Consider the following 22,918-nt stretch of genomic DNA (forward strand, 5'->3'; position numbering starts at 1 on the left):
TCGGCGACGCCCGTGCGCGTGCTGATGAACTGTACGAGTACGCCTTCCTGCCGCCGAGCGTGACCAACGACGAACTGAACGAGCAGATTGAACCGGCGACCGAGGAGTTCGCCGATGCCGAATTCGATTTCACCGAATGGCTCGACGAGGGCGCGGACGCCCCCCGCACTGCCGAACCCACGGCACCCGAGCCGGTCGAAACGGCCGAGACTGCCGAAACAGTGATGATCGACCCTGCAGGCTTCGAGTTCGACGATTGGGTTCGAGCCGGCGACACGGAACTCGACCTGATCGAACCGGAGCCGGAAGCCGACGAGTCTGTCGAAACGGACGTCCCCGACGCTCCAGACCAGCCGTCACCGTCCATCCCACGACCCAAACTCGGCATCAGCGTCCACCCCGCCAAGGCCGCTACGTTCGCGCTGTTCCTCGCTGTCGTGGCGCTGTCGGCGCTTTCCGCCTCCGGAATCCTGCCTACGCTCGGCCCCGCTGCCGGCCTCTGAACGAGGCCTCTTCGTTTTGGCTCCACTCCGCACCAGGAATCATAGGCTACCCGACTGCCACTGCATCCCCGTCTCGGACGCACGGCTCCTTCGATACCCCCTGTGAGTCGCTCGTGTCTTTGCACGACCTGATACTGCCATTTGATATCGTCACATACGATTTATTTGCTGCCATCCGGCACGCCTTCTCCACCCCGTTTCGCTGCCAGCAAAGCGGTTCGCGCCGGATGTCGCGGTTTCGAGTGCTCGCGACCCGTGCCATCCGTCGCGAGACCCTGTTCTAGCGTTGCGCCGAGGCCATCGAGCACCGCGGCACGGTCGGTGCGAACGGTTTCCTGCGGGAACTGCGCGATGGTCTCGCTTGCGGCATCGAGGGCTTCACCCTCCGGGACGACCCGGTGAGCCCAGTCTTTCGCGGTCGCAGGGGCGAGCTCCCGGCCGGTGAGTATCAGCTCCAGTGCCCGCCCGAGGCCGACGACGTGAGGCAGTCGTTGCGTTCCGCCGTCGACGAGTGGCACGCCGAACCGCCGCTCGAAACAGCCGAAGGTGGCCGCCTCGCTTGCGACGCGCAGGTCACACCACAGCGCCATCTCCAGGCCGCCGGCAACACAGTGCCCCTCGATGGCCGCGATGGTGGGTTTCGACACGCGCGTCCGCGTGAAGCCGAGCCACCCCTCCGGGCGGTCTTCGAGATCCATCGCTTTCAGATCCGCACCCGCTGAAAAGGTACCTTCGCTGCCTGTCAGAACGCCGACGACCGCATCATCGTCCTCGTTGAACCGCTCCCAGGCGTCGCCGAGTGTTTCGGCGGTTGCGTTGTCGATGGCGTTGCGTCGCCCCGGGCGGTCGACCGTGATTACGGCGACTCCGTTCTCGATGTCGTATTCTACCGTCATAGCTGTCGAGTCGGTCGATTTCTGTATAAATGAGATGCCTGGCGAATATGCGGTAAACCGCATAGTACGATATCAAAACAGCTGGCAATACGAAACGCGGTCGCTCTTCATGTCAGTTCACACGTCGAGAATCCGCCGTCTCAGCCGAGCTGCTCGCCGACGATGCGGTCGGCGTGGTCGATAAACGCTTCTTCCTCCCCCGTCGGGATGGTCGCGCCGGCAGCGACGTCGTGGCCGCCGCCATCCCCACCGACTGCTTGGGAAGCCTCCCGCATCACGACCGACAAATCGAGCCCTCGGCTCACGAGCGGGCCCGTGCCGCGTCCGGACACCTTCGTCTCCGTGTCGTTCTTGCGAGCGAACGCGATGATGGGGATATCGCGGCTGACGCCGTCGGCGCCCATCGACATGCCGGCGATGATGCCGACGATGGTTTCGCGGATCTCTTCGCCAGCGTCGAACCACTGGAGGTGGTCTTCGGTCGTGACGCCGTGGGTTTCGACCCACTCGATGCCCTCCGAGAGGTTCCGGCGGTGGTTCCGGAGGAGCTCCCGCGCCTGGTCGAGCGCCGCCGTCCGGTTACCGAGACAGACTGCGAGTCCGACGTCGGCTCGTTCGTACCGTGCGGTGGCGTTCAGAAGCGTCGAGAACTCGCTTGCATCCCGGAGTTCGGTGCCTTGCGATTCCTCCGTGAGGATGTAGGTCGTACTAACGAGGCGGTCGATCTTGAACGCCGGGACACCGCGGCTGATGGCGTGTTGGACGAGGGCGCTCGCGACGGTTTGGCGCTCGTCGTCTGTCAGGTCGACCCAGCGTTTCCAGGCGTCGTCAGCGCGACACGCCACGTCGAGGCCATCGAGGAACGAGATGGTGCCACGCTTGTCGTTCGTGATGCCCGGTATCCGAACGTCGGTAGCGTATTCGAGCAGTTTCGGGATGGGGCGGGTCTGCTTGCCATACACTGCGAGGTCTTTGATCTCCTCCAGAACGCCGGCGTCGACGCCCTCCTCGACGATACCTGCGTTGGCACCGTGGAGTTGGCCGCCCGAGGCCTGCATATCGCCGACGGCCCCGACCACGGCGAGGCCCGCGAGGTCGCGATTATCGAGGGGGTCGTCGGTATCCGACGCCTGTGCAAGCGCGCGTGCAAGGACGTACGCTGCACCCGCACCCGAAAGCTCCGAAGCCCCGTCGATGCCTTCCAGCAGCGGATTGAGATGATACGTCGTCTCCGGGTTGGCAGGCTGGTGATGGTCAGCGATTACGGGGATGAAATCGCCGGCCGATTCGTGTTCGGCGATGATATCCAGTTGGCCGCTGCCGAAGTCGGTGAAAAGCACCGTCTCGTATCCTCGCTCGGCGATGCCAGTGATCGATTCGGCGTCGAGCTGCTTTTCGAACACCGTTTCGAAGGGTATCTCGGCCCGTTCGAGCGCTGTCGAGGCGACAGCGGCGCTGGTCAGACCGTCGGCGTCGATGTGAGAGGCCAACAGCACGCGGTCTGCGTCCAGCAGTCGCTCGGCACACGCGTTCGCGCGGGCCTGCAGTTCCGGAACGGGCGCGTCGGCGGCAGCCATCGTGCGATTACTAACGCGCTTGTGGATTTAAACCTCCGCACCGGCGGCTCATACGGATTGTTGTAGTCGTTTCCCGGTGAACGCCGAGCCGTCCCGGCCGCTCGCCGGTAATTTGATACACAATCCGTATCAGAGCCTGTCGACGACCGCCGCTGCGAGCGCTTCGAACGAGGCGATGTCAGGAACGACGTCGACTTCGATGCCGCTGGCTTCGGCGGTCTCCCGCGTCGGCTCGCCGATAGCGCCGACGACGGCCCGGTTCAGCCCTTCGATGGCCTCGCTTCGGACGCCACGTTCGGCGGCGGCTGCGAGGAAGTGTTCGACCGTGAGCGAGGAGGTGAAGCAAGCGCCGCGGAGGTTACCTGCGGCAGCGACGGCCGCGGATTCGCCGGCACCGTCGGGACGAACGAGGCGGTACAGCACCGTCTCGTGGACGTACGCGCCCGCGTCGTTCAGCCCGTCGGTGAGCACGGGAGAGCCGTGGTCGGAGCGAGCCACCTCGACCCGCGCTCCGGGGACGGCGGCCCGCAGTTCGGTGACCAGCCCCGTCGAGGAGAACTCCTCCGGCAGCCGGTCGACGGGATAGCCCGCGGATTCGAGCGCTTCAGCCGTCGAGGAACCGATAGCGACGACTTCACCGCTCGGCTCCCAGCCGCCGTCGGCGGCCAACTCGACGCCCGTCTTGCTTGTCAGGATGGTGAACGCGGCATCTTCTCTGGGTGTCTCACCCGTGGGCTCGACAGCTAGCATCGGGTCGGAAAGCGGCTCAGCGCCGAGCTCGCGCATGATTTGCGTCGCTTCGGCCGCGCGCTCGTCGTCTGGCCGGAAGAACGCAACCGTCTCAACCATGGTCTCCGTCGCCCCCCTGAACCGCCGCCAGGCTGATTTGATATCGCAACATACGATTTATCACTCTCCGTTCCCGTCAGATGGGTCGTTCTCCAGAAACGCCAGCACACGTTCGCGTGTGGCTGCAACACCGCCGATAACGGTGATTGCTGGTGGCTCGATGCCGTCCTCGTCACGGACATCGACGATGGTGTCGAGCGTGCCGAGTGCGACCTGCTGATTCGGCCAGGTCGCGCGTTCGACGAGCGCGACGGGTGTATCCGGCGCCATCCCCGCAGAGAGCAGCTCTCCGGTGTACATCGGCAGTTTACCGACGCCCATGAACACGACGAGCGTGCCGCCCGTCTCGGCCAGGGCGTGCCAGTCGATGGCCGACTCCTCCTTCGTCGGGTCTTCGTGGCCGGTGACGAACGTCACCGACGAAACATGGTCGCGGTGTGTAACCGGGATTCCGGCCACGCCAGCGCCTGCAATCGCGCTCGTGATTCCCGGGACGTACTCGAACGGTACCTCGTTGGCCGCGAGATGCTCGGCTTCCTCGCCCCCACGGCCGAAGACGAACGGGTCGCCACCCTTGAGCCGGACGACGGTTTTCCCCTGGCCAGCGAGTTCGACCAACCGCTGATTCGTGTACTCCTGCGGCGTCCACTCGCCGCCAGCGCGTTTGCCGACGTCTTCGCGTTTCTCCTCGGGGATCGAATCGAGGATCTTCGGGCCTGGAAGCTTGTCGTGGAGCACGACGTCGGCCTCTTCGATGAGTCGCTTGGCTTTCACCGTCAGCAGTTCGGGGTCGCCAGGGCCGCTGCCGACGAGATACACCTTCCCCGTCATGGGGCCTCCTTGCGGGCCTGCTGGACGAGTTCAGCGGCCCCCTCGTCGGCCAGTTCGTTGGCGAGCTTTCGGGCGGCTTCGGGGTGGCGCTCCACCGGCAGGTCACGCGTCGTCGAGATCTCCTCAGTGCCGTCCTGGGAGAGCACTCGCACCGTCGTGTGGACGTATTCGCCCTGGATGATCGCGTGCACGCCGATGGGGGCAACACAGCCGCCACCGAGCGTGCCCAGGACGGTTCGTTCGACGGTGGTTTCGACGCGCGTTCGCGGGTGGTCGAGTTCATGATGCAGCGTTTGAGCGACCTCACCGTCGAGGGCGGTGACGGCGATGGCTCCCTGGCCGGGCGCCGAGACGAAGGAGGCGGGCAGCCGCTCGTATTCGATCTTGTCGAGCAGTCCCATCCGTGCGAGCCCGGCCTCCGCAAGCACGATGGCGTCGAAGGCGGTGTCGTCCTCGCGGCCGAGTGCCTGCCGCTCGATCTCCGTGAGGTCGTCGAACCACTCGTCGACCGTCCGGCTGTAGGTGTCACCGTTTTCCTCGTCCTCTTCGGCTTCCATCCGGCGTTCGTGTTCGGCCTGCAACGACGGCGCGAGGAGTTTCTCCACGCGCGTGTCGACGTTCCCGCGGAGCGGCTTGACATCGAGGTCGGGGCGAGCAGTGAGCAGTTGGGCCTGTCGGCGCAGACTCGACGTTCCGACCGTCGCGCCCTCGGGCAGTTCGCCCAGCGTGAGGCCATCGGGCGTCACGAGCACGTCACCCGGCGCGGCCCGCTCGGGGACGCCCGCAACGATGAGGTCGTCCGGGAACTCCGTGGGCATGTCCTTCATCGAGTGGACGGCGGCGTCGACGTCGCCCTCGATGACCTTCTCGTCGAGGCTGCGGACGAACGCGCCGGTTTTGCCGAGCCGGTGTATCAGCTCGTCGCGCACCTGGTCGCCGGTGGTTTCCACCTCCACCAGTTCGACCGACCGCCGGCGGCTTTCGAGTGCGTCAGCCACCGTCCTGGCCTGGCGCAACGCGAGGTCAGACCCCCGAGTTGCGAGGCGAATCGTCTCTGTCATAGTCGTTGGTGCGTGGCGGCCGTTGAAACCCCCTTCGCCTCCGTCGGCCAGCAGTGACCGCTCGCATACCTCGATTGCTTATATACTGAATCAACTACCGATATATCAAATCGTCAGTATCGGGTTGCTTCGTGATATCCAGCGTCGCCACTGTTGTACCCGCGACAGTCGGTGGCCGCACAACTGCACCCAGAAGTTCACTTCTGTCGAGAAACGAGAGGCGTCAGGCGTGACTGCCGGTCTCGGCGCGCTCGCGAATGATGTCTTCCAGCTCTTCGGAGTCGTTGATGCTGTCGATCTCTTCGCGTTCGATGAGCGCCGTGCCTTCGACCGACTTCTGGCGAGCGCGGTCGACGACGTACACCGACCGCGTTCGCGTGACCTCCCCGACCGAGGACATGATACGGGCGCGTTTCTCTGCCGTGCGGTTGAAATCCGAGTGGCCAGTCAACATCTTCCGCTCGCGGGACTCGTCCTCGCTGACGGCCTTAAACGGCGCACGCAGTGTCGGATGTACCTCGAATCCGACTCGGGTAAGTACTGTGATCAGGTGTGCGTCGTCGGGGTCGGCCTCGGGTTCGTCGGGGTCGTCGATATCGTCGCGCACTTCGTCGGCCCCCTCGAGCACGTCGACGGGGGTGGCGAGCGGCTCGTCGAAGATGTCTTCGAGTTCGGCGGCAACCTCGACGCTCGCGTTCATGCCGTCTTCGTACTTCGAGACGGTGCGCCGGGAGACGCCGAGTTCGTTGGCGAGTTTGCCCAGCGACATTTCCTCGCTCGACCGGATATCCGACAGCAGGTCACCATCGATGTTGACGTAGAGGCCGCCCGGTGCGGCGTAGATAAGCGGCGGTACCTCCTCGATGAACAGATCCATCGCGGTGTCCGGCGAGAAGACAGGCACGCCGTGGCGGAAGTAGACGACGCCGGGTTTCAGCTCCTCGTTGCGGGTGCGAAGGCCGATGACAATCGGCGTCGCGTCGAGATACTCGCCGAGGCGGCGCATCTCGGCGCCTGTGTAGCCGTCGAAGGCGTCGATGTTGGCGAGCAGTTTCAACAGCAGTACGTCATCACCGCGTCGTGCTGCGATATCGAAGCTCTTCGGCCGGATGGCACACCGGTCGCTCACCGTGAAGCCAGCGTCCTCGAGCATCGCGGTGATGTTGCCGACCAGTGCAGACCGGGACATAGAGGTATGTAAGCGTTTCGCCGGTTAAAGGTGTTTCCCCGGTTCAAACCGGCGTCATCGGGCGGTTGTGCGGCCGCTCTGCGGGGTCAAACGTCCGACATTGACACCAACCGAAACCCCGTTACGCTGCCGCATCCTACCCGGGGTAGTGACCGTCATCGGGCTCGACGACACCGACTCCCGCGAGCGCGGGATGTGCACGACGTACGTCGCCGACGCCGTCGCACGGCGACTCGCCGATAGCGGCGCGTCCGTCGAGCGGGTGCTCCTCATTCGATGCAATCCCGCAGTCGAGCACAAGACGCGAGGCAACGCCGCCCTAGCGATTCACACCGACGCAGCGCCTGACGCCGCCCTCGAAACCGCGAGCGCCGTCATCGACGAGGCTGCTGAGACGGCTGACGACCGCACGAATCCCGGCTTGGTCGTCGCTCCCGGTGCTCCCGACGCCGTCCCGGAGCCGGTCGCGGCGTTCGCCCGTCAGGCAGTTCAGGGCCACCTCACTCGCGAGACGGCCCGAGAGCGCATTGACGATGCCGGATTCCACGCTCGGGGCTGGAAGAACGGACGCGGCGTCATCGGTGCGCTCGCCGCCGTTGGCGCCTGGAGCGCCTTCCAGGAGTGGACGTACGAACACATCACCTACCGTACTCCGGAGCGGTGGGGAACCGACCGAGACGTGGATTTCGACTCGGTTTTCGAGGCGGCTGACGCCCACTATCCGACAGTGTGGGACACGGTCGATAGAGCCAGCGGCGAAGCGGTCTGTGTGCCCCGAACACCTGGGCCCGTTCTCTTCGGTATTCGCGGTGACGACGCCACTGCCTGTCGTGCGGTCGCCGACCGTACCGAGAGCGAACCCGTCGACTGCGCCCGAACGTTCTTTACGAACCAGGGCACCGACGGACACCTTCGTGAGGGGAGCGTTTCGACTGCACGCGACGGCTATTCGTATTCCCTCAACGGTACGGTGTCATCCGACCCGGAGACCCGTCGCGGCGGCCACGTATTTTTCCAGTTGCGCGACGACGATGAGACGCTTCAGTGTGCGGCCTTCGAGCCGACGAAGCGGTTCCGAGACCGGGTGCGGAGCCTCCGTGAGGGTGACCGTCTCACCGTCTGTGGCGAGGTGTCCGACGGCACCCTCAAACTGGAGAAGTTTGCCGTCCGGAAGCTGAATCGCACGGAGTACGTGACGCCGACGTGTGCGGAGTGTGAACGGACGATGGAGTCCGCCGGTCGCGGGCAGGGCTATCGGTGTCGAGATTGCGGAACGACCGCCGACGGTCGCGTCGAGCGGACGCTTGACCGTGACCTCACAGGTGGCTGGTACGAGGTGCCTCCGCGGGCGCGTCGACACATCGCGAAACCGCTCGTGAGGGGCGGGTTCGACGCCATAACGCATCCCGAATCGTGACTGTGGTGTGTGAACGTTCGGCAGTATTTATTACGGATCGGTGATACATCGATATATGGCGAGCAGTTCAGCCAGTCGGGAGCGCATCGTCTGTTCGGCCTGTAAGCTGCCGTTCTACGCCGACGAGGAAACCTGTCCGTACTGCGGTGGGGACGTCGCAGAGGAGGGGGAGTCCCCCGCCGACGAGGGTGAGTTCGTGTTCGGCGGCCCCGGCGAAGATGAGAGACCGCGAACCACGTGTCCCACGTGTGGCCTTCCCCACTACGAGGATGCAGACGGCTGTCCGTACTGTTCGTACGCCGGGGGCGGACGGGCCACAGCACCGTCGGCGAGTAAGGAACCCGCGAGTCCAGAGCCCAGCGCCGACGAGCGAACCAGCCTGTTCGGCCGGCTCAAAAGCGCACTCGGCTTCTGAGTCCGCTCGGTCAGCCTTTCAACCCACTCCCCGACAGCGGCACGACCACGTCGTCGTCGGGGTCGATGATGCCCTGTTCGCGATACTCACGCAATGCGGCGGGTGCGACGGCACAGGTCGGTTCCGTGTAAAAGCCGGCGGCGTGCAGCGTCTCGAGCTCCGTCGCGACCGCCTCCTTCGAGAGGGCGATGGCGTCGCCATCCGTCGCCTCGATCGCATCGAGAATCTGCTGTTTCTGGATGGGGTCGCGAATCTGGATGCCATCGGCGACGGTGTTGTCACCGGCCATGGCTGACTCGCCGTGTAGCTCCGCCGCGATTGGTGCATAGCCGGCGGCCTGCGCGCCGAGGAGTGTCGGCAGGCTGTCGATCCACCCCGCCTCCCGGAGTGCGTGAAAGCCACGGTACGCGCCGAGGAACATCGTCCCGTGGCCGAGCGGCATCACGACGGCATCCGGCACCGACCAGTCCCGCTGGTGGGCGATTTCGCACGCCATCGTCGCCGTGCCCGCGAAGAAGGCGGGGCTCCACGCGTGGCTGGCGTACCAGGCGTCGCCCGTCTTGACGGCCTCGATGCAGGCGTCGGTCACGTCCTCGCGGCTCCCCTCGACGCGGACGACGTCTGCCCCGGCCCGGCGGATGGCCTTCACCTTCGATTCCTTGACGCCTGCGGGGACGTAGATTTCCGCTGAAATCCCGGCTCGCGCCGCGTACGTGGCGATGGCCGCGCCGGCGTTGCCCGACGAATCCTCGACGACCCGCTCGGCACCGACCTCGACGGCGCGTGAAAGCGTCGTCGTCGCGCCGCGGTCTTTGAACGACCCCGTCGGAAAGACGTACTCCAGTTTGAACGAGGCGTCCCACGTCGGCGCGTCGATGAGCGGGGTGTACCCTTCGCCGAGGGTGACGTGGCGGTCGACGGGGAGGAACTCCTCGAAGGCCCACAGCCCCTCGCGGGGGTCGATATCGGCTTCAGTCGGGTCGTCTGCTGCCGGGAGTGGTTGGGCGGCGAACCGAAGCGGTGACCCGCACTCACACCGCCACCGGTCGTCGTACGTCCGTCCGCAGTCCGGACAGCGAAGGCTCATACCGGAGCGACGGGCGCCGCTGGCGTGTTGGTTTCGGTGGCTGGCGAGCAGGCGGAACGTCGGCGCCGACGGCGGTGTTCCGCGCTCCCGCCAAGACCAGCCGTCGGCTGTCGGTCAGCGCACGGGCTGTCTGATTGCGTTTTCAGTGATAAACCGTCGGGCGGAGGGTGCGCTCGAAACCCAGTTAGAACGTGTCGATGTCCGTCCCCAGCGAACAGATATATTCGCCGGTCGCGACCTGCGGAAGCCGGCGGTGCCGCCAGAAGATACCATCCGAGTTGGCGGTGACCTCGTCCTTGACCGTGCCGAAGGGGTCGGTGATTTCGAACAGCGTGTCGCCGCGGGCGACCTCGTCCCCGAGCTCGACCGCGAACGAGACGAGGCCGCCAGAAGGGGCGCCGTACTGCTCGAAGCCGGTTGCCCGGGTCTGCGGCACCGGCTCGATGTCGCCGTCGAGGAAGCCGTAGTGGTGGAGGACGTTGAAGACGCCCTTGACTCCTTTCTGAATCGACTCCTCGTCCCAGCCGACGGCACCGCCGAGTTCGGGGTCGATGGTCGGAATACCCTCATCGGGTGCGGCGCGGGCGAGCTGGCCGTCCGGCCCTTTCTGGTCGAGGATGTGCCCGCAGCCGAACACCTTCGCCAGCTGGAGGCAGTCCCGGTGGAGTCGATGTCTCGGGCCACAACGCACACGCGTTTCGTTTATCATACACGAGGTCGACCCCTGATGGAGGTCGAGCACGAGGTCGGCCCGGCTTGCGGCCTCGAAGGTGGCCGCCGCAATGCGTTCGGAGGCGGTGCCCGACGTGTCGCCGGGGTATGTCCGATTGAGCTTCGTATCGTCTATTGGGTTGCGGTGTTCGGCGACCTGGAAGCCGTAGTAGTTGACGATGCCGACGATGAGGATCTCGCCGGCGATGTCGGTTGGGTCGAGTTGCGGAACGAGTCGCTGGACGACCCCGAGGCCGTTGAGTTCGTCCCCGTCCGAGACGGCCTGGATGTAGAGTGTCTTCCCGTCGCGGGCACCGTTGACGACCGCGACCGGAAGACCCACCTCGGAACCGTCACGTGCCTCGCCGACCGACAGTCGCCCCGTGTCCATCTCACCGGGGGCTGCGTTCGCCGTGCCGAGGGTAGTCATTACTACCAATCGTCTCCCGGGTGTTCTTAGGCCTACTGATACCCGCCGGCTTTTCCGTCTGTTCACACGATGCAGGAGCGGATTTCCGCGCTGAATCTGAACGGCTTATGTATCCGCCGCCGCTAGTCGGCCTGTGTCCGCCGACAGCCCCGATCGACCCGGTGTCGCCGCCATCGTCGCCGAACTGGAGGTGCGACGCCACGTCCGCACCGCCGTCGTCGTCGGCGTCGTGTTCGCACTGGCGGTGTTCGTCCTCTTTGCGTACCTTCCGGGCACCGACGAGTCGCTCCTCTACTGGACGGGCCTGACGTTCGTGCTCGCCTCCGCGGTCGTCGGCCTCGTGGCCACGGTGCTCGTCGGTCACGCGGCGTATCGCCGAACGCTAGAGGTCAACGACATCGACCCCGGACGCCGCTCGCCGACGACGCTCGCCATCGCGTTCGGCCTGCTCGGCTGGGTGCTCGTCCCGGTGGTCGTGACGCTCGCCTTCGAGCGCCCGAACGAGGGCTTTCGGCTCGTCGTCGCGCTTCTCACGAGCGGCTTCGTCGTCCTCGTCGTCGGCGCTCTGGGGCTGAAACTTACGACAGCACTGTCGCTGACCCACGAGTGGCGCCCGTTCGATGCCGCCGTCGGGGCGGTCGCCTATACCGCACTCGTCGCCGGGCCGGCACTCGGCTGTCCTTCGGGTGGGTTCTGTCTCGGAACGCCGAACACGCTGGTCGCCGCGACCGTGGGCGTCGACCCGGCCGCTGTCGCGCCCGCATACGCGCTTGTCGCGCTCGGTGGGGGCTTGCTCGTCGGTATCGCGCTGGGATTCCGGTCGGTGACGCCGCCGAACGCGTTCTTCGCCGGTATCGTCGCGACGGTTGCCACACTTCCGGTTGTCGCGGCAGCCACCGGTTCCCCCGAAACCGTCCGGTCGACGGCGCTGTATCTCCCGATTCTTTTGGGTGGCGTTGCCGCGCTCGGAAGCGCTATCGTCGTCGCTGTCCGCGACGCATCGGACGCCGAGTGACCGTTCGTCCACCGAAACCGGGCCGCTGCGTCTCGCTTACGCGAACGATAACCCTTTTCTCCCGGGCATAGAAATCAGTAGCACATGTCCGACGAGCTCAAGAAAGGGCTGGAGGGTGTCCTAGTCGCCGAGTCGTCGCTGAGCTATATCGACGGCGACGAGGGCAAACTGGTTTACCGTGGCTACACGATCGACGATCTCGCACGAAACGCGAGTTTCGAGGAAGTCGTCTACCTGCTGTGGCACGGCGAACTGCCGACCGCCGACGAACTCGAGGCGTTCAAAGCATCGATGGCCGAGGAACGGCATCTCGACGACGGCGTCCACCGACTCGTCCGCGACCTCGCGGAAGCCGACGAGGAGCCGATGGCCGCACTGCGCACGATCGTCTCGAATCTCTCGGCGTACGACCCCGACACCGGCGTCGACCCGACCGACGAGGATGCGAACCTCCGGAAGGGTCGCCGTATCATCGCGAAGATTCCGACCGCGCTGGCGGCGTTCTCCCGTATCCGAAACGGCAACGACCCCGTCGAACCCGATGCTGACCTCGACCACGCCGCGAATTTCCTGTACATGCTCAACGACGAGGTGCCGGGCGATGTCCTCGCCGAGACGTTCGACATGGCACTCGTGTTGCATGCAGACCACGGCCTGAACGCGTCGACGTTCTCCGCGATGGTCACGTCCTCGACGCTCGCTGACCTGCACGCCTCCGTCACTTCGGCGGTCGGTGCGCTCTCCGGTAGCCTCCACGGCGGCGCCAACCAGGACGTCATGGAGATGCTCAAAGAGGTCGACGACTCCGACAAAGACCCCCTGCAGTGGGTCACCGACGCTCTCGAAAACGGCCGCCGAGTCCCCGGGTTCGGGCACCGCGTATACAACGTCAAAGACCCCCGTGCCCGCATTCTCTCGGAGAAATCCAAGGCACTCGGCGAAGCCGGCGACATGAAGTGGTACGAATACTCCCGTACCATCGAGGATTACCTGACCGAACAGAAGGGCCTGGCGCCGAACGTGGACTTCTACTCGGCGTCGACGTACTACCAGATGGGCATCCCGGTCGACATCTACACGCCCATCTTCGCAATGAGCCGCGTCGGCGGCTGGATTGCCCACGTCCTCGAACAGTACGACGACAACCGACTGATTCGGCCGCGTGCCCGCTACGTTGGCCCGAACGACCAGACGGTCACGCCGATCGACGAACGGTAACCGCTCGTTCTCCGACCTCTTCCAGCAGCTCCGCAGAGCAGTCTTCTGACGACCTCGCCGACGCCGGCCGTGTAAGACGAGCCTCCCGACTCCGCTGACCGGTGGGGCTTTCCGTTGCCGGCGTGTAGTTCGAGCCAATGACTGAGGAGTACGGTCTGCTCGAAGTTGAGGACGACGAGCAGCCCGGTGACGAGTGGGAGGAACTCGATGTCGCCGACACGGAAGCCGACCGCATCGCCCGTCGGCAAGACCGCGAGTTCCTCGAGTTCCGCAAGCGCATCAAGAACACCGAACAGTTCAAAGTCGAAGCGTCGGTGTTCGACGACGCGACTCTTGGTGCACTCTACAAGCTCGTTCAGGACGGCTACATCGATGCCTTCGGCGGCCCGATTTCGACCGGCAAGGAAGCGAACGTCTACACCGCTTTGGCGCCGGACGGCGAGGTGGCGGTGAAAGTGTACCGCATCAACGCCTCCGACTTCCGGCAGATGCGTCCGTATCTCGACGGCGACCCGCGGTTCGAGGGCATCGGCTCCGACAAGAAGAAAGTCGTCGTCGCGTGGACGAAAAAGGAGTTCGCGAACCTCGAACGCGCACGTAAGGGTGGGGTTCGCGTCCCTCACCCCATCGCCGTCGAACGGAACGTCCTCGTGATGGAGTATCTCGGTGGCGACACACAGCGCGCCCAGCGGCTCAACGAAGTCCACGTCGAGAACCCCGAAACCGCCTTCGAGGTCGTCCGAGAGTACACCCGCCGGCTGTATCGGGCGGGCCTCGTTCACGGCGATCTCTCGGAGTACAACATCGTCGTCCACGACGGCGAGCTCTGCTTTCTCGACCTCGGCCAGGCTGTCACCGTTCATCACCCGAACAGCCGGGAGTTCTTAGAGCGGGACTGTCACAACGTCGCGGCGTTCTTCCGGCGGCAGGGTGTCGACGTGAGCGACGCCGAACTGCTCGACTACGTCACCGAACCGGAGCCGCTTCCCTCCGGCGAGTAATCAGGTGTCGTACGCGTGGGCTTCGAGCGTCTCCATCGGGACGGTGTCCAGCACTGATTCGTTCGTCGCCGCCAGGATGACCGGCGGGACGGTCGTCTCCGGAATGTGTCGATCCCGGACGGCTTCCAGCGTTTCGACCCATCGCGGCACGCAGAGACACCAGCGGTCGCCGGGCTCCAGGCCGGGAAACTGAAGCTCCGGCCGCGGTGTCACGAGGTCGTTGCCGCGCTCTTTGCTGAACTCGAGGAACTCGTCGGTCATGACTGCACAGAGTTCGTGGCGGCCCATGTCCTGGTCGTGACACGAGCAGTGGCCATCGCGTTCGAAGCCGGTCATTGGGTCGGTGCTGCACGGCTCGAGCTCGCCGCCGAGGACGTTCCGTTCGGGCATACCTGGTGGTCGGACGCCGACCCCAAAAGCCCGGCCGTCCGAACCTGCCCGAGGCTTCTTTTCGGAGGCGCCGGTAGCGTCGTCTATGCAGATCGGAATCCTCTCTGACACCCACGACAACGTCCCGGCCACCCAGGCTGCGATGGACATCTTCGAGGACGTCGGCTGCGAGGTCGTCATCCACTGCGGTGATTTCGTCGCGCCGCCGCTCGTTCGGCATCTGGAACGGGACGGAATCGACGTTCACGCTGTCCGTGGCAACAACGATGGCGAGCGTGAGGGCCTCCTCTCGGCGTTCGAAACGCTGGAAGGTGGCGCGCTTCACGGCCGCTTCGCGGAACTGACGCTTGACGGCCGCGAGTTCGCGGTGCTCCACGGCGAGGAGAAACCCATCATCGAATCGCTGCTGGAAAGCAGCGAGTACGACTACGTCGTCCACGGCCACTGGCACGTCCGAGAACACCGCGAAGAAGGCGGGACGACGCTCGTCAACCCCGGAGCCCATTTCCCGACGGTGCCGAACGAACACCGCACGGTGGCCGTTGTGGATACGGACAGCGATACCGTCGCGTTCCACGACGTGACCGAGATGCCATGAGCGTCGAGGTTCGCGACGCGACGACGGACGACACGGACGACATCGTCGACGTCGCCCGAGATTCGTGGTATGCAGCGTACGGTGGGTTCCTGAAGCCGGAGACAATCGAGCAAGCGCTCGGGGAATACTACGATCCAGACCTCCTCGAAACCGCGGTCGAACACGATGACATCGCATTCTACATTGCGGAAGCCGACGGCGAAATTGTCGGCTTCGCCAGCGCCGAACAGACGTGGTCTGACGAGGTGGAACTCCACACCATCTACGTCCATCCAGACCGGTGGGGAGAGGGGGTCGGCTCGGCGCTGTTCGAGCGCGTCGAGAACTGGGCACGCGAGCAGGGCGTCGACCGCATCGTCTGTGCCGCCTTCTCCGACAACGCCGTCGGAATCGGCTTCTTCGAGGCGACTGGCTTCCGCCGCGGCACCGAAGCGAAGGGCGAAGTGGCGGGAGAGTTCCACCCCGAACACGAGTTCGAATACGAGCTGTAGCGGCGCCGAATGCGGTGATGTGTGGGGGTTGTGTGCGTGCCCCTCTGCGAACGCTTAAACCGCTTCATGACGAACTAGCGGTATGAAACACGTTACAGTCCCGGACGACCGTATTGGCGTCCTTATCGGTGAAGGGGGTGAGACGATGCGAGAGATCGAATCCCGCGCCGAAGTTCGTCTGGATATCGACTCGGAGACGGGATCGGTGAAAGTAGAGACCGTCGGCGACCCGATTCTCGGCCTGAAAGGCCCGGACATCGTGAAGGCGATCGGCCGCGGCTTCGCGCCCGAAGACGCGATGCGACTCCTCGATGACGATATGCAGCTGTTCGATCTCGTCGACATCGACTCAGCCACGCGGAACAAGAACGACCTCCAAAGACAGAAGGGCCGACTCATCGGCGAGAGCGGTCGCACGCGCGAACTGATGGAGGAACTCAGTGGTGCTGACGTCGTCATCTACGGTACGACGCTCGGTATCATCGGTTCCCCCGAACAGGTTGACACCGTCCGCAGCGCCGCCGAGATGATCCTCGACGGTGCGCCTCACGGCGCCGTCTACTCGTTCCTCGAGCGACGCCACAACGAGATGAAGGCAAACGACATCGAATACCACCAGTTCACCGGCTGAATCGACGTTTTAGAACGGCGCGTCGACGTCGCTGACGCTCGATTTTTGCTCCGCCCCTGCCTCCGTAGCCTCGGCCGGGTCGGCGTTGAGCGTCTCCGCGAGTTCGCCCCGTTCTTCGAGCTCCGCGAGAATGTCGCTGCCGCCGACGAACTCACCGTCCACGAACGTCTGGGGGATGGTCTCCCAGCCGCTTTCTTCGTCGAGCGCATCGCGGAAGGCCTCTAAGTTCTGCAGCGTGTCGACGACTTCGACGTCGTCGCGGTACTTCTGGATGAGGCCGAGCGCGCGCTTCGAGTAGCCACACTGCGGCATCAGCTCGTCACCCTTCATGAAGAGGACGATTTCGTTGTTCTCGATTGCCTCGGCCATGCGAGCCTGTACCTCCTCGTCGTCCAGTTCCGGAGCGTTCGGGTCGAAAGTCATCGTACTACAGATATTCGCCCGCGCCAATAGGTGTTGGGCCGGTCGCTTACCGTTCGGTGAGCATATCGGCCGCCTTCTCGGCGATCATCATCGTCGGCGCGTTCGTGTTCCCGCCGATGAGCGTGGGCATTACGGACGCGTCGGCGACTCGAAGGCCGTCGACGCCATGCACACGGAGTTCGTCGTCGACGACCGCCATGTCGTCATCGCCCATCTTACACGTCCCGACCGGGTGATAGACGGTGTGTGCCGTCTCGCGGATGTGTTCGGCGATCTCCTCGTCGCTGTCGACGCCTTCGCCGGGCCAGACTTCCTCCCCCCGAACGTCGTCGAAGGGGTCGGCCTGAAGTATCTCACGGCCCCGGCGGACACCCTCGATGAGTACCTCCATGTCGCGGTCGGCGTCGAGGTAGTTCGGGTCGATGGTCGGGTCGTCGAAGGGGTCGGCCGAATCGAGCGTGATGCGACCGCGGCTCTCCGGGCGGAGCTGGGTGGCCCCGAGCGAGAGGCCGTGGCCCTCTTCGGGGTTGTCGAAGCCGTGCCGCATGAAGTACCCCGGCGCGAAGTGAAACTGGAGGTCGGGGGCCGGCAGGTCGTCTGTCGTCCGGAGGAATCCGCCGGTCTCGGCGACGTTCGAGGTGAGTGGCCCACGCTTCAGGACGAAGTATTTCAGCAGGTCACGGATTCGGCCGGCATCATCGAGCGTTCCCGAAAGCTCCGACTCGTAGATAACGAACGTGAACAGGTGGTCCTGGAGATTGCGCCCGACGCCGGGGAGGCCGGTCTGGACTTCGATGTCGTGTTCGGCTAGGTGTTCTGGGTCGCCGACGCCGGAGAGCATGAGCAACTGCGGTGTGTTGACGGCGCCGCCGGAGAGGACGACCTCTTCGATGGCTTCGGAGTGCAACTGCTGGCCGTCCTGTTCGTACTCGACGCCGGTCGCACGGTCACCGTCAAAGCGGACTTCCGTGGCGTGGGCGCCCGTCTCGACGGTGAGGTTCGGGCGGTCGAGCGCCGGCTTCAGGTAGGCGGTCGCGGCGCTGTGGCGTTTGCCCCGCTTTTGGGTCAGATGATAGCGGCCGAGCCCCTCCTGTTCGGCGCCGTTGAAATCATCGTTTCGGGAGTAGCCCGCCTCGACACCCGCTTCGACGAACGTTTCGGAGATGTCGTTCGGCGACCGCGGGTTCGAGACGTGGAGCGGCCCGTCGGTGCCGTGGTACTCCCCGTCACCAGGGGCGAACGTCTCGTTGCGTTTGAAGTACGGCAGGATGTCGTCGTACGACCAGCCGTCGTTGCCCAGCGAGGCCCAGTGGTCGTAGTCGTAGGGGTGGCCCCGAATGTAGATCATCGCGTTGATGGAACTCGACCCACCGAGCGTGCGCCCGCGCGGCCAGTAGAGTTCGCGGTCGTTCATCTCCGATTGGGGCTCGGTGTAATACTCCCAGTCGTAGTCGGTTTTGAAAAGCTCCGGGAACGCCGCCGGGATGTCGATTTCGCGTTTCTCGTCCGGCTCTCCTGCCTCCAGAAGTAGCACGGACGTGTCCGGGTCTTCGGTCAATCGGGCGGCCAGAACACAGCCTGCGGAGCCGGCCCCGACAACGACGTAGTCGTACGCCGCGGTCTTGGTTGCCATTGATAGCCACACTCACGGGTGCCACATAAATCGTTGGACGGCGTCGGAGCCGCCGAAGCGCAGATTGATTACATATATATCTTCGCCCGAACCGGCTCGAAGCCCCATCGGACGCCCTTCTGGTGGTTTTGGCTCTCTCCGTTCAGCAACTTTTATATAGAACCACAGACAATCATTCAGACGACTATGGCACAACAGATGGGCAACCAGCCGATGATTGTTCTCTCGGAGGAGAGCCAGCGCACCTCCGGGCAGGACGCGCAGTCGATGAACATCACCGCCGGCAAGGCGGTCGCCGAGTCCGTACGGACGACACTCGGCCCGAAAGGCATGGACAAGATGCTCGTCGACTCGACGGGCAACGTCGTCGTCACGAACGACGGCGTCACCATCCTCAAAGAGATGGACATCGAGCACCCGGCGGCCAACATGATCGTCGAGGTCGCCGAAACGCAGGAAGAAGAAGTCGGTGACGGGACGACCACCTCCGTCGTCATCGCCGGTGAACTCCTCTCGAAGGCCGAAGACCTCCTCGAACAGGACATCCACGCCACCATCCTCGCACAGGGATACCGACAGGCCGCTGCCGAGGCCAAGGAGATTCTCGGTGACATCGCTATCGATGTCGACGAGGGCGACACCGATATCCTCGAATCCATCGCCGCGACGGCGATGACCGGCAAAGGCGCCGAAGCGTCGAAAGACCTCCTCGCCGAGCGCGTCGTCGACGCCGTGCGCGCGGTCGCCGACGACGGCGATGTCGACACGGACAACATCAAAATCGAGAAGGTCGTCGGCGGTGCCGTCGACGAATCCGAGCTCGTCGAGGGCGTCATCGTGGGCAAAGAGCGCGTCCACGACAACATGCCCTACGCCGCAGAGGACGCCGATATCGCCCTCCTCGACGCGCCCATCGAGGTCAAGGAAACCGAAATCGACGCCGAAGTCAACGTCACTGACCCCGACCAGCTCGAGCAGTTCCTCGAGCAGGAGGAACGGCAGCTCCGCGAGATGGTCGACACGCTCAAAGAGGTCGGCGCAGACGTCGTCTTCTGCCAGAAAGGCATCGACGACATGGCCCAGCATTACCTCGCACAGGAAGGCATCATCGCCGTCCGCCGCGCGAAGAAATCCGATATGAAGGCGCTGGCCCGAGCGACGGGCGGCCGTGTCGTCTCCAACATCGACGACGTCACCGCCGACGACCTCGGCTTCGCCGGCTCCGTCTCCCAGAAAGCCATCGCTGGCGACGAGAAGCTCTTCGTCGAGGACGTCGACGAGGCCCGCGCGGTCACGCTCATCCTCCGCGGCGGCACCGAGCACGTCGTCGACGAGGTTGAACGCGCAATCGAGGACAGTCTCGGCGTCGTCCGCACCACGCTCGAGGAGGGCAAAGTCCTCCCCGGCGGCGGTGCCCCCGAGACCGCGCTCGCCCTCGGCCTGCGTGACTACGCCGACTCCGTCGGTGGCCGCGAGCAGCTCGCTGTCGAAGCGTTCGCCGACGCCGTCGACGTCATCCCGCGCACGCTCGCGGAGAACGCCGGCCTCGACCCCATCGACTCGCTCGTCGACCTCCGCAGCCAGCACGCGGATGGCAACAACGCTGCCGGCCTCGACGCTTACAGCGGCGACGTCATCGACATGGAGGAGGAAGGCGTTGTCGAGCCGCTCCGTGTCAAGACGCAGGCTATCGAGTCCGCGACCGAAGCGGCTGTCATGATCCTCCGCATCGACGATGTCATCGCGGCTGGTGACCTCAAGGGCGGCGGCACCGACCAGAACGACGAGCCTGAAGGCGGCCCCGGTGGCGCGCCCGGCGGCATGGGCGGCGGCATGGGCGGTATGGGCGGCGGCATGGGCGGCATGATGTAAACCCACGTTTTTGCACGCTCCGGCGGTTCGGCGCGTTCCGCGCCGAACACGCCTCACGCGTGGCGGCTTCGCCGCCACGGCATCCGGCGGCGGCCTGTGGCCGCCGCCCGCGGCAAAAACGTGGGGAAAATATGCGCGCGTGCTCCTTTGGCGGCCTCCGGCCGCCTCAGTCCGCGCGCGCTACCGGACGTCGGCGCCGTTCGGCCGTTCCGAGACGCTCCCTCCGGTCGCGTCTCGCGCGCCTCGTCCGGGGAACCGCGAGCGCTTCGCGCTCGCGGATGCTCGCCCCCACCGTCCACTGCTTCCGTTCCGCTTCGCACCGCCTCCCGACCAACGTTTTCTTTTTATTTCCCGTCCAGCGACGGCGCTGTCAGCCGCTCTGATGGCGGCTCTCGCTCGACGTGGATACACTCGATACAGAAACGGCGACGACGCCAGGCCGCCGGGCATCTCGGACAGTGCGCACCCGACCACAGAAACACCCTCTCGGGCACGGCCGGTCGGCTACCCCTACCAGGGTTCGTCTTTCAGGCCGAGCGCGTACGCGATCATGTTCGTCCCGACGTGCAACACCGGCGTGAGAACGAGCACGGCGATGATGACCGGTACGGTGAACGTCGCGAAGAACCACTCGGAGGCGACGAGCGCCGTCAATACCAGGGCGATGACAACGAAATCCAGCTGGTCGATGCCGGGGAGGGAGGCCCCACGCTCACGCCCCGTCCGGCGCTTGAGGAAGGATGCGAGGATGTCGCCGAACATCGCGCCGAACGCGAGCGTAACGGCGACGACGAGTGGGAACTCCGGGACGCCGACGCCGGTGGCGCTCTCGAAGACGGGCTGGGATCGGTCGAGCACTAACGCGACGGCGATACCTGCAGCGGTGCCGAAGGTGGTTCCGTGCCAGGTCTTCCCGTCGCCGAGCACACGCTTGCCGTCCCAGGTTCGGCCGCCGTCGATCGGTCGGCCGCCGCCGGCCAGCACGGCGACGTTGTTCGGGATGTACGCGGGCAACATCGCCCACACGGCGATGACGACCGTCTCGACAACCATACCCGGCCTGCGAACGGTGGCGATAAAAGAGCGGGGGATTCGGGTGTGCTGAGGGGTACGCTCTTTGTCCGCCCGGCCGTATTTGCGACCATGATACCGCCAATCGCTCGGCGGTTCGTCGCCGGTGAGTCGGCCGCGACTGCGATGGAGCACGCACGGCAACTCAACGACGACGACGTCGGGGCGATACTCAATCTGCTCGGGGAACATTACCACGACTCGGCACCCGCAAACGAGGATACCGAGACGTACTGCTCGCTGCTCGCGGAGCTCGGTTCGACCGACCTCGATGCCTGCATCTCGGTCAAGCCCTCACAGCTCGGCCTCGATGTCGGTGACGGGCGCTTCCGGGAGAACCTCGAACGGATTGTCGAGGCCGCCGCCGAACATCAGCAGTTCGTCTGGCTAGATATGGAAGACCACACGACGACCGATGCGACCCTCGATGCCTTCGAAGCGCAGGTACAGACCTATCCCGCGATTGGTCTCTGCCTGCAGGCGAACCTGAAACGCACGCCGGCCGACATCGAGCGGCTCGCCGGACTGCCCGGCAAGGTTCGGTTGGTGAAAGGCGCCTACGAGGAACCGCCTTCCGTCGCGTATACCAACAAGGCGCGCGTGGACGAAGCGTATCGGGACGACCTCGCGTTGGCGTTCCGGGAGTTCGACGCCGGTATCGCCGTCGGCAGCCACGACCCCGCGATGATCTCGCTTGCGGCCGACCTCCACGAGAAGCACGGCACGCCGTACGAAGTGCAGATGCTCATGGGCGTTCGCGAGGACGCCCAGCGGGAACTGGCTGCCGACGGCGTGCCCGTCTACCAGTACGCACCGTACGGCGACCGCTGGCTGCGCTACTTCTACCGGCGTGTTATGGAGCGTAAGGAGAACGCACTGTTCGCGCTCCGGGCCATCGTCAACGGCTAAGTGGGGTCAGTCGTCGGTGCCGTCTTCGGCCCGCGAAACCGGTGATTCCTCGCTAACATCGATATGGATACCGCGATCGCGGTTCTCGCCGAAGCCGGCACTGAGGATTCGTGTGAGTGCGTCTTCGACGTTCTCGTCGATCTCGGTGTAATCGTCCGGCGACACCTCGATGACGTAGCCGGTGGTGATGTTCGGCGCGGTCGGCAAGAAGAGCACGTCACGGCCATCGTCGGTCGATTTGCCGGTCTTGAACGCGGTCATCCGCATCCCATTCCACGGCTCCACTTTCACCGGCGTCTGTAGGTCGTCGGGGCCGCTGACGGCCGTTTCGACGGCCATCTTCGAGGCGTTGTACACGACGCGGAGCCCCGGCAGTTGGTTCATGATGCTGTCGAGGCTATCCTCCAGCAGGTCACCGACGGTGGTGCGCATGAGATAGCCCACCGAGAGGACGAGCAGGGCGAACAGCACCAGCGTCACGACCACGCGCACGAGGACGGGTTGTCCCTGGAGGGCGTTGCTCAAGACGGGGAGGTTCGCGATCGACTGATAGATGAACGCGACGACGTACGCCGTTACGAGGAGGGGGACGAGGACGATAAGTCCACTCGCAATGTCACGTTTCCACGAGGACGGCAGCATTCGTTCGTACATTTACCTGCCGTGTATTCAGGGCTTCGACCGACAGGCGCCCTCACAG

The 22,918-nt window shown here is 64.9% G+C and carries 23 protein-coding genes and 1 pseudogene; 11 read left to right on the top strand and 13 right to left on the bottom strand.

Annotation, left to right across the window (positions count from 1 at the left end):
* Positions 1 to 503: hypothetical protein (locus ACI8UR_RS00530; RefSeq protein WP_415087455.1), on the top strand; the 503-nt coding region annotated here is incomplete at its 5' end.
* A 161-nt stretch (positions 504 to 664) separates the two neighbouring features.
* Here ACI8UR_RS00530 and ACI8UR_RS00535 read toward each other — a convergent pair.
* The 6 genes from ACI8UR_RS00535 to ACI8UR_RS00560 form a co-directional block, all read right to left on the bottom strand.
* The gene (locus tag ACI8UR_RS00535) at positions 665 to 1,399 is read right to left on the bottom strand and encodes an enoyl-CoA hydratase-related protein (protein WP_411714152.1); all 735 of its coding nucleotides are present in this window, start codon (positions 1,397 to 1,399) and stop codon (positions 665 to 667) included.
* A 140-nt stretch (positions 1,400 to 1,539) separates the two neighbouring features.
* A complete protein-coding gene (locus ACI8UR_RS00540) occupies positions 1,540 to 2,976 on the bottom strand; it encodes a DHHA1 domain-containing protein (protein WP_411714151.1) in 1,437 nt (478 codons plus the stop codon).
* 129 nt (positions 2,977 to 3,105) lie between these two features.
* Positions 3,106 to 3,825 (bottom strand): uroporphyrinogen-III synthase, encoded by a 720-nt coding sequence (locus ACI8UR_RS00545; RefSeq protein WP_411714150.1) that lies wholly within the window; start codon positions 3,823 to 3,825, stop codon positions 3,106 to 3,108.
* A 60-nt stretch (positions 3,826 to 3,885) separates the two neighbouring features.
* Positions 3,886 to 4,656 carry a uroporphyrinogen-III C-methyltransferase gene (cobA, locus tag ACI8UR_RS00550; protein WP_411714149.1) on the bottom strand — a complete coding sequence of 257 codons (771 nt, stop codon included), beginning with the start codon at positions 4,654 to 4,656 and terminating at the stop codon, positions 3,886 to 3,888.
* Entirely contained in the window at positions 4,653 to 5,717 is a 1,065-nt protein-coding gene (hemC, locus tag ACI8UR_RS00555) for a hydroxymethylbilane synthase (RefSeq protein WP_411714148.1), read from the bottom strand. Before hemC ends, cobA begins: the two co-directional genes overlap by 4 nt.
* Positions 5,718 to 5,940: 223 nt before the next feature.
* Positions 5,941 to 6,906, bottom strand: a complete 966-nt coding sequence (locus ACI8UR_RS00560) for a transcriptional regulator (RefSeq protein ID WP_411714147.1) — start codon at positions 6,904 to 6,906, stop codon at positions 5,941 to 5,943.
* 148 nt (positions 6,907 to 7,054) lie between these two features.
* Here ACI8UR_RS00560 and ACI8UR_RS00565 point away from each other — a divergent pair, with 148 nt between their 5' ends.
* Positions 7,055 to 8,323 (top strand): TiaS agmantine-binding domain-containing protein, encoded by a 1,269-nt coding sequence (locus ACI8UR_RS00565; RefSeq protein ID WP_411714146.1) that lies wholly within the window; start codon positions 7,055 to 7,057, stop codon positions 8,321 to 8,323.
* A 55-nt stretch (positions 8,324 to 8,378) separates the two neighbouring features.
* Positions 8,379 to 8,738: a hypothetical protein gene (locus ACI8UR_RS00570; protein ID WP_411714145.1), complete on the top strand. Its 360-nt coding sequence runs from the start codon at positions 8,379 to 8,381 to the stop codon at positions 8,736 to 8,738.
* 10 nt (positions 8,739 to 8,748) lie between these two features.
* Here the strand turns inward: ACI8UR_RS00570 and ACI8UR_RS00575 are convergent, their stop codons facing one another.
* Entirely contained in the window at positions 8,749 to 9,825 is a 1,077-nt protein-coding gene (locus ACI8UR_RS00575; RefSeq protein WP_411714144.1) for a pyridoxal-phosphate dependent enzyme, read from the bottom strand.
* 184 nt (positions 9,826 to 10,009) lie between these two features.
* The gene (locus tag ACI8UR_RS00580) at positions 10,010 to 10,966 is read right to left on the bottom strand and encodes a succinylglutamate desuccinylase/aspartoacylase family protein (RefSeq protein ID WP_411714143.1); all 957 of its coding nucleotides are present in this window, start codon (positions 10,964 to 10,966) and stop codon (positions 10,010 to 10,012) included.
* Positions 10,967 to 11,099: 133 nt separating this feature from the next.
* Here ACI8UR_RS00580 and ACI8UR_RS00585 point away from each other — a divergent pair, with 133 nt between their 5' ends.
* The 3 genes from ACI8UR_RS00585 to rio1 all read left to right on the top strand — a co-directional run bounded on the left by ACI8UR_RS00585 (position 11,100) and on the right by rio1 (position 14,200).
* Positions 11,100 to 11,981 (top strand): hypothetical protein, encoded by an 882-nt coding sequence (locus tag ACI8UR_RS00585; RefSeq protein ID WP_411714142.1) that lies wholly within the window; start codon positions 11,100 to 11,102, stop codon positions 11,979 to 11,981.
* A gap of 84 nt (positions 11,982 to 12,065) precedes the next feature.
* Entirely contained in the window at positions 12,066 to 13,199 is a 1,134-nt protein-coding gene (citZ, locus tag ACI8UR_RS00590; protein ID WP_411714141.1) for a citrate synthase, read from the top strand.
* Positions 13,200 to 13,336: 137 nt separating this feature from the next.
* Positions 13,337 to 14,200 carry a serine/threonine-protein kinase Rio1 gene (gene rio1 / locus ACI8UR_RS00595; RefSeq protein ID WP_411714140.1) on the top strand — a complete coding sequence of 288 codons (864 nt, stop codon included), beginning with the start codon at positions 13,337 to 13,339 and terminating at the stop codon, positions 14,198 to 14,200.
* On the opposite strand, the gene ACI8UR_RS00600 is transcribed toward rio1, so the two are convergent.
* Positions 14,201 to 14,590 carry a DUF2237 family protein gene (locus ACI8UR_RS00600; RefSeq protein ID WP_411714139.1) on the bottom strand — a complete coding sequence of 130 codons (390 nt, stop codon included), beginning with the start codon at positions 14,588 to 14,590 and terminating at the stop codon, positions 14,201 to 14,203. It abuts the gene before it with no gap.
* A gap of 85 nt (positions 14,591 to 14,675) precedes the next feature.
* On the opposite strand from ACI8UR_RS00600, the gene ACI8UR_RS00605 reads away from it, so the two are divergent.
* From ACI8UR_RS00605 to ACI8UR_RS00615, 3 genes are all read left to right on the top strand, one after another.
* A complete protein-coding gene (locus tag ACI8UR_RS00605) occupies positions 14,676 to 15,188 on the top strand; it encodes a metallophosphoesterase (RefSeq protein ID WP_411714138.1) in 513 nt (170 codons plus the stop codon).
* A complete protein-coding gene (locus tag ACI8UR_RS00610) occupies positions 15,185 to 15,679 on the top strand; it encodes a GNAT family N-acetyltransferase (RefSeq protein WP_411714137.1) in 495 nt (164 codons plus the stop codon). Before ACI8UR_RS00605 ends, ACI8UR_RS00610 begins: the two co-directional genes overlap by 4 nt.
* A gap of 82 nt (positions 15,680 to 15,761) precedes the next feature.
* Positions 15,762 to 16,310 (top strand): KH domain-containing protein, encoded by a 549-nt coding sequence (locus ACI8UR_RS00615; RefSeq protein WP_411714136.1) that lies wholly within the window; start codon positions 15,762 to 15,764, stop codon positions 16,308 to 16,310.
* Between the two features lie 81 nt (positions 16,311 to 16,391).
* Here the strand turns inward: ACI8UR_RS00615 and ACI8UR_RS00620 are convergent.
* A pseudogene (locus tag ACI8UR_RS00620) lies at positions 16,392 to 16,733 on the bottom strand (glutaredoxin family protein); the annotation flags it as partial.
* 46 nt (positions 16,734 to 16,779) lie between these two features.
* Positions 16,780 to 18,366 (bottom strand): GMC family oxidoreductase, encoded by a 1,587-nt coding sequence (locus ACI8UR_RS00625; protein ID WP_411714135.1) that lies wholly within the window; start codon positions 18,364 to 18,366, stop codon positions 16,780 to 16,782.
* Between the two features lie 198 nt (positions 18,367 to 18,564).
* Between ACI8UR_RS00625 and thsA the strand changes: the two genes are divergently transcribed.
* Positions 18,565 to 20,238 carry a thermosome subunit alpha gene (gene thsA, locus ACI8UR_RS00630; protein WP_411714167.1) on the top strand — a complete coding sequence of 558 codons (1,674 nt, stop codon included), beginning with the start codon at positions 18,565 to 18,567 and terminating at the stop codon, positions 20,236 to 20,238.
* Positions 20,239 to 20,748: 510 nt separating this feature from the next.
* Here thsA and ACI8UR_RS00635 read toward each other — a convergent pair.
* Positions 20,749 to 21,291 (bottom strand): CDP-2,3-bis-(O-geranylgeranyl)-sn-glycerol synthase, encoded by a 543-nt coding sequence (locus ACI8UR_RS00635; protein WP_415087457.1) that lies wholly within the window; start codon positions 21,289 to 21,291, stop codon positions 20,749 to 20,751.
* A 90-nt stretch (positions 21,292 to 21,381) separates the two neighbouring features.
* On the opposite strand from ACI8UR_RS00635, the gene ACI8UR_RS00640 reads away from it, so the two are divergent.
* Positions 21,382 to 22,218, top strand: coding sequence for a proline dehydrogenase family protein (locus ACI8UR_RS00640; RefSeq protein WP_415087458.1), 837 nt, complete (start codon positions 21,382 to 21,384; stop codon positions 22,216 to 22,218).
* A 6-nt stretch (positions 22,219 to 22,224) separates the two neighbouring features.
* Here the strand turns inward: ACI8UR_RS00640 and ACI8UR_RS00645 are convergent, their stop codons facing one another.
* Complete coding sequence (locus ACI8UR_RS00645) at positions 22,225 to 22,860, bottom strand: DUF502 domain-containing protein (protein WP_415087465.1); 636 nt, start codon at positions 22,858 to 22,860, stop codon at positions 22,225 to 22,227.
* Between the last annotated feature and the right edge of the window lie 58 nt (positions 22,861 to 22,918).

Origin of the sequence: Natronomonas sp. (assembly GCF_047616845.1) — an archaeon.
Taxonomy (GTDB): Archaea; Halobacteriota; Halobacteria; order Halobacteriales; family Haloarculaceae; genus Natronomonas.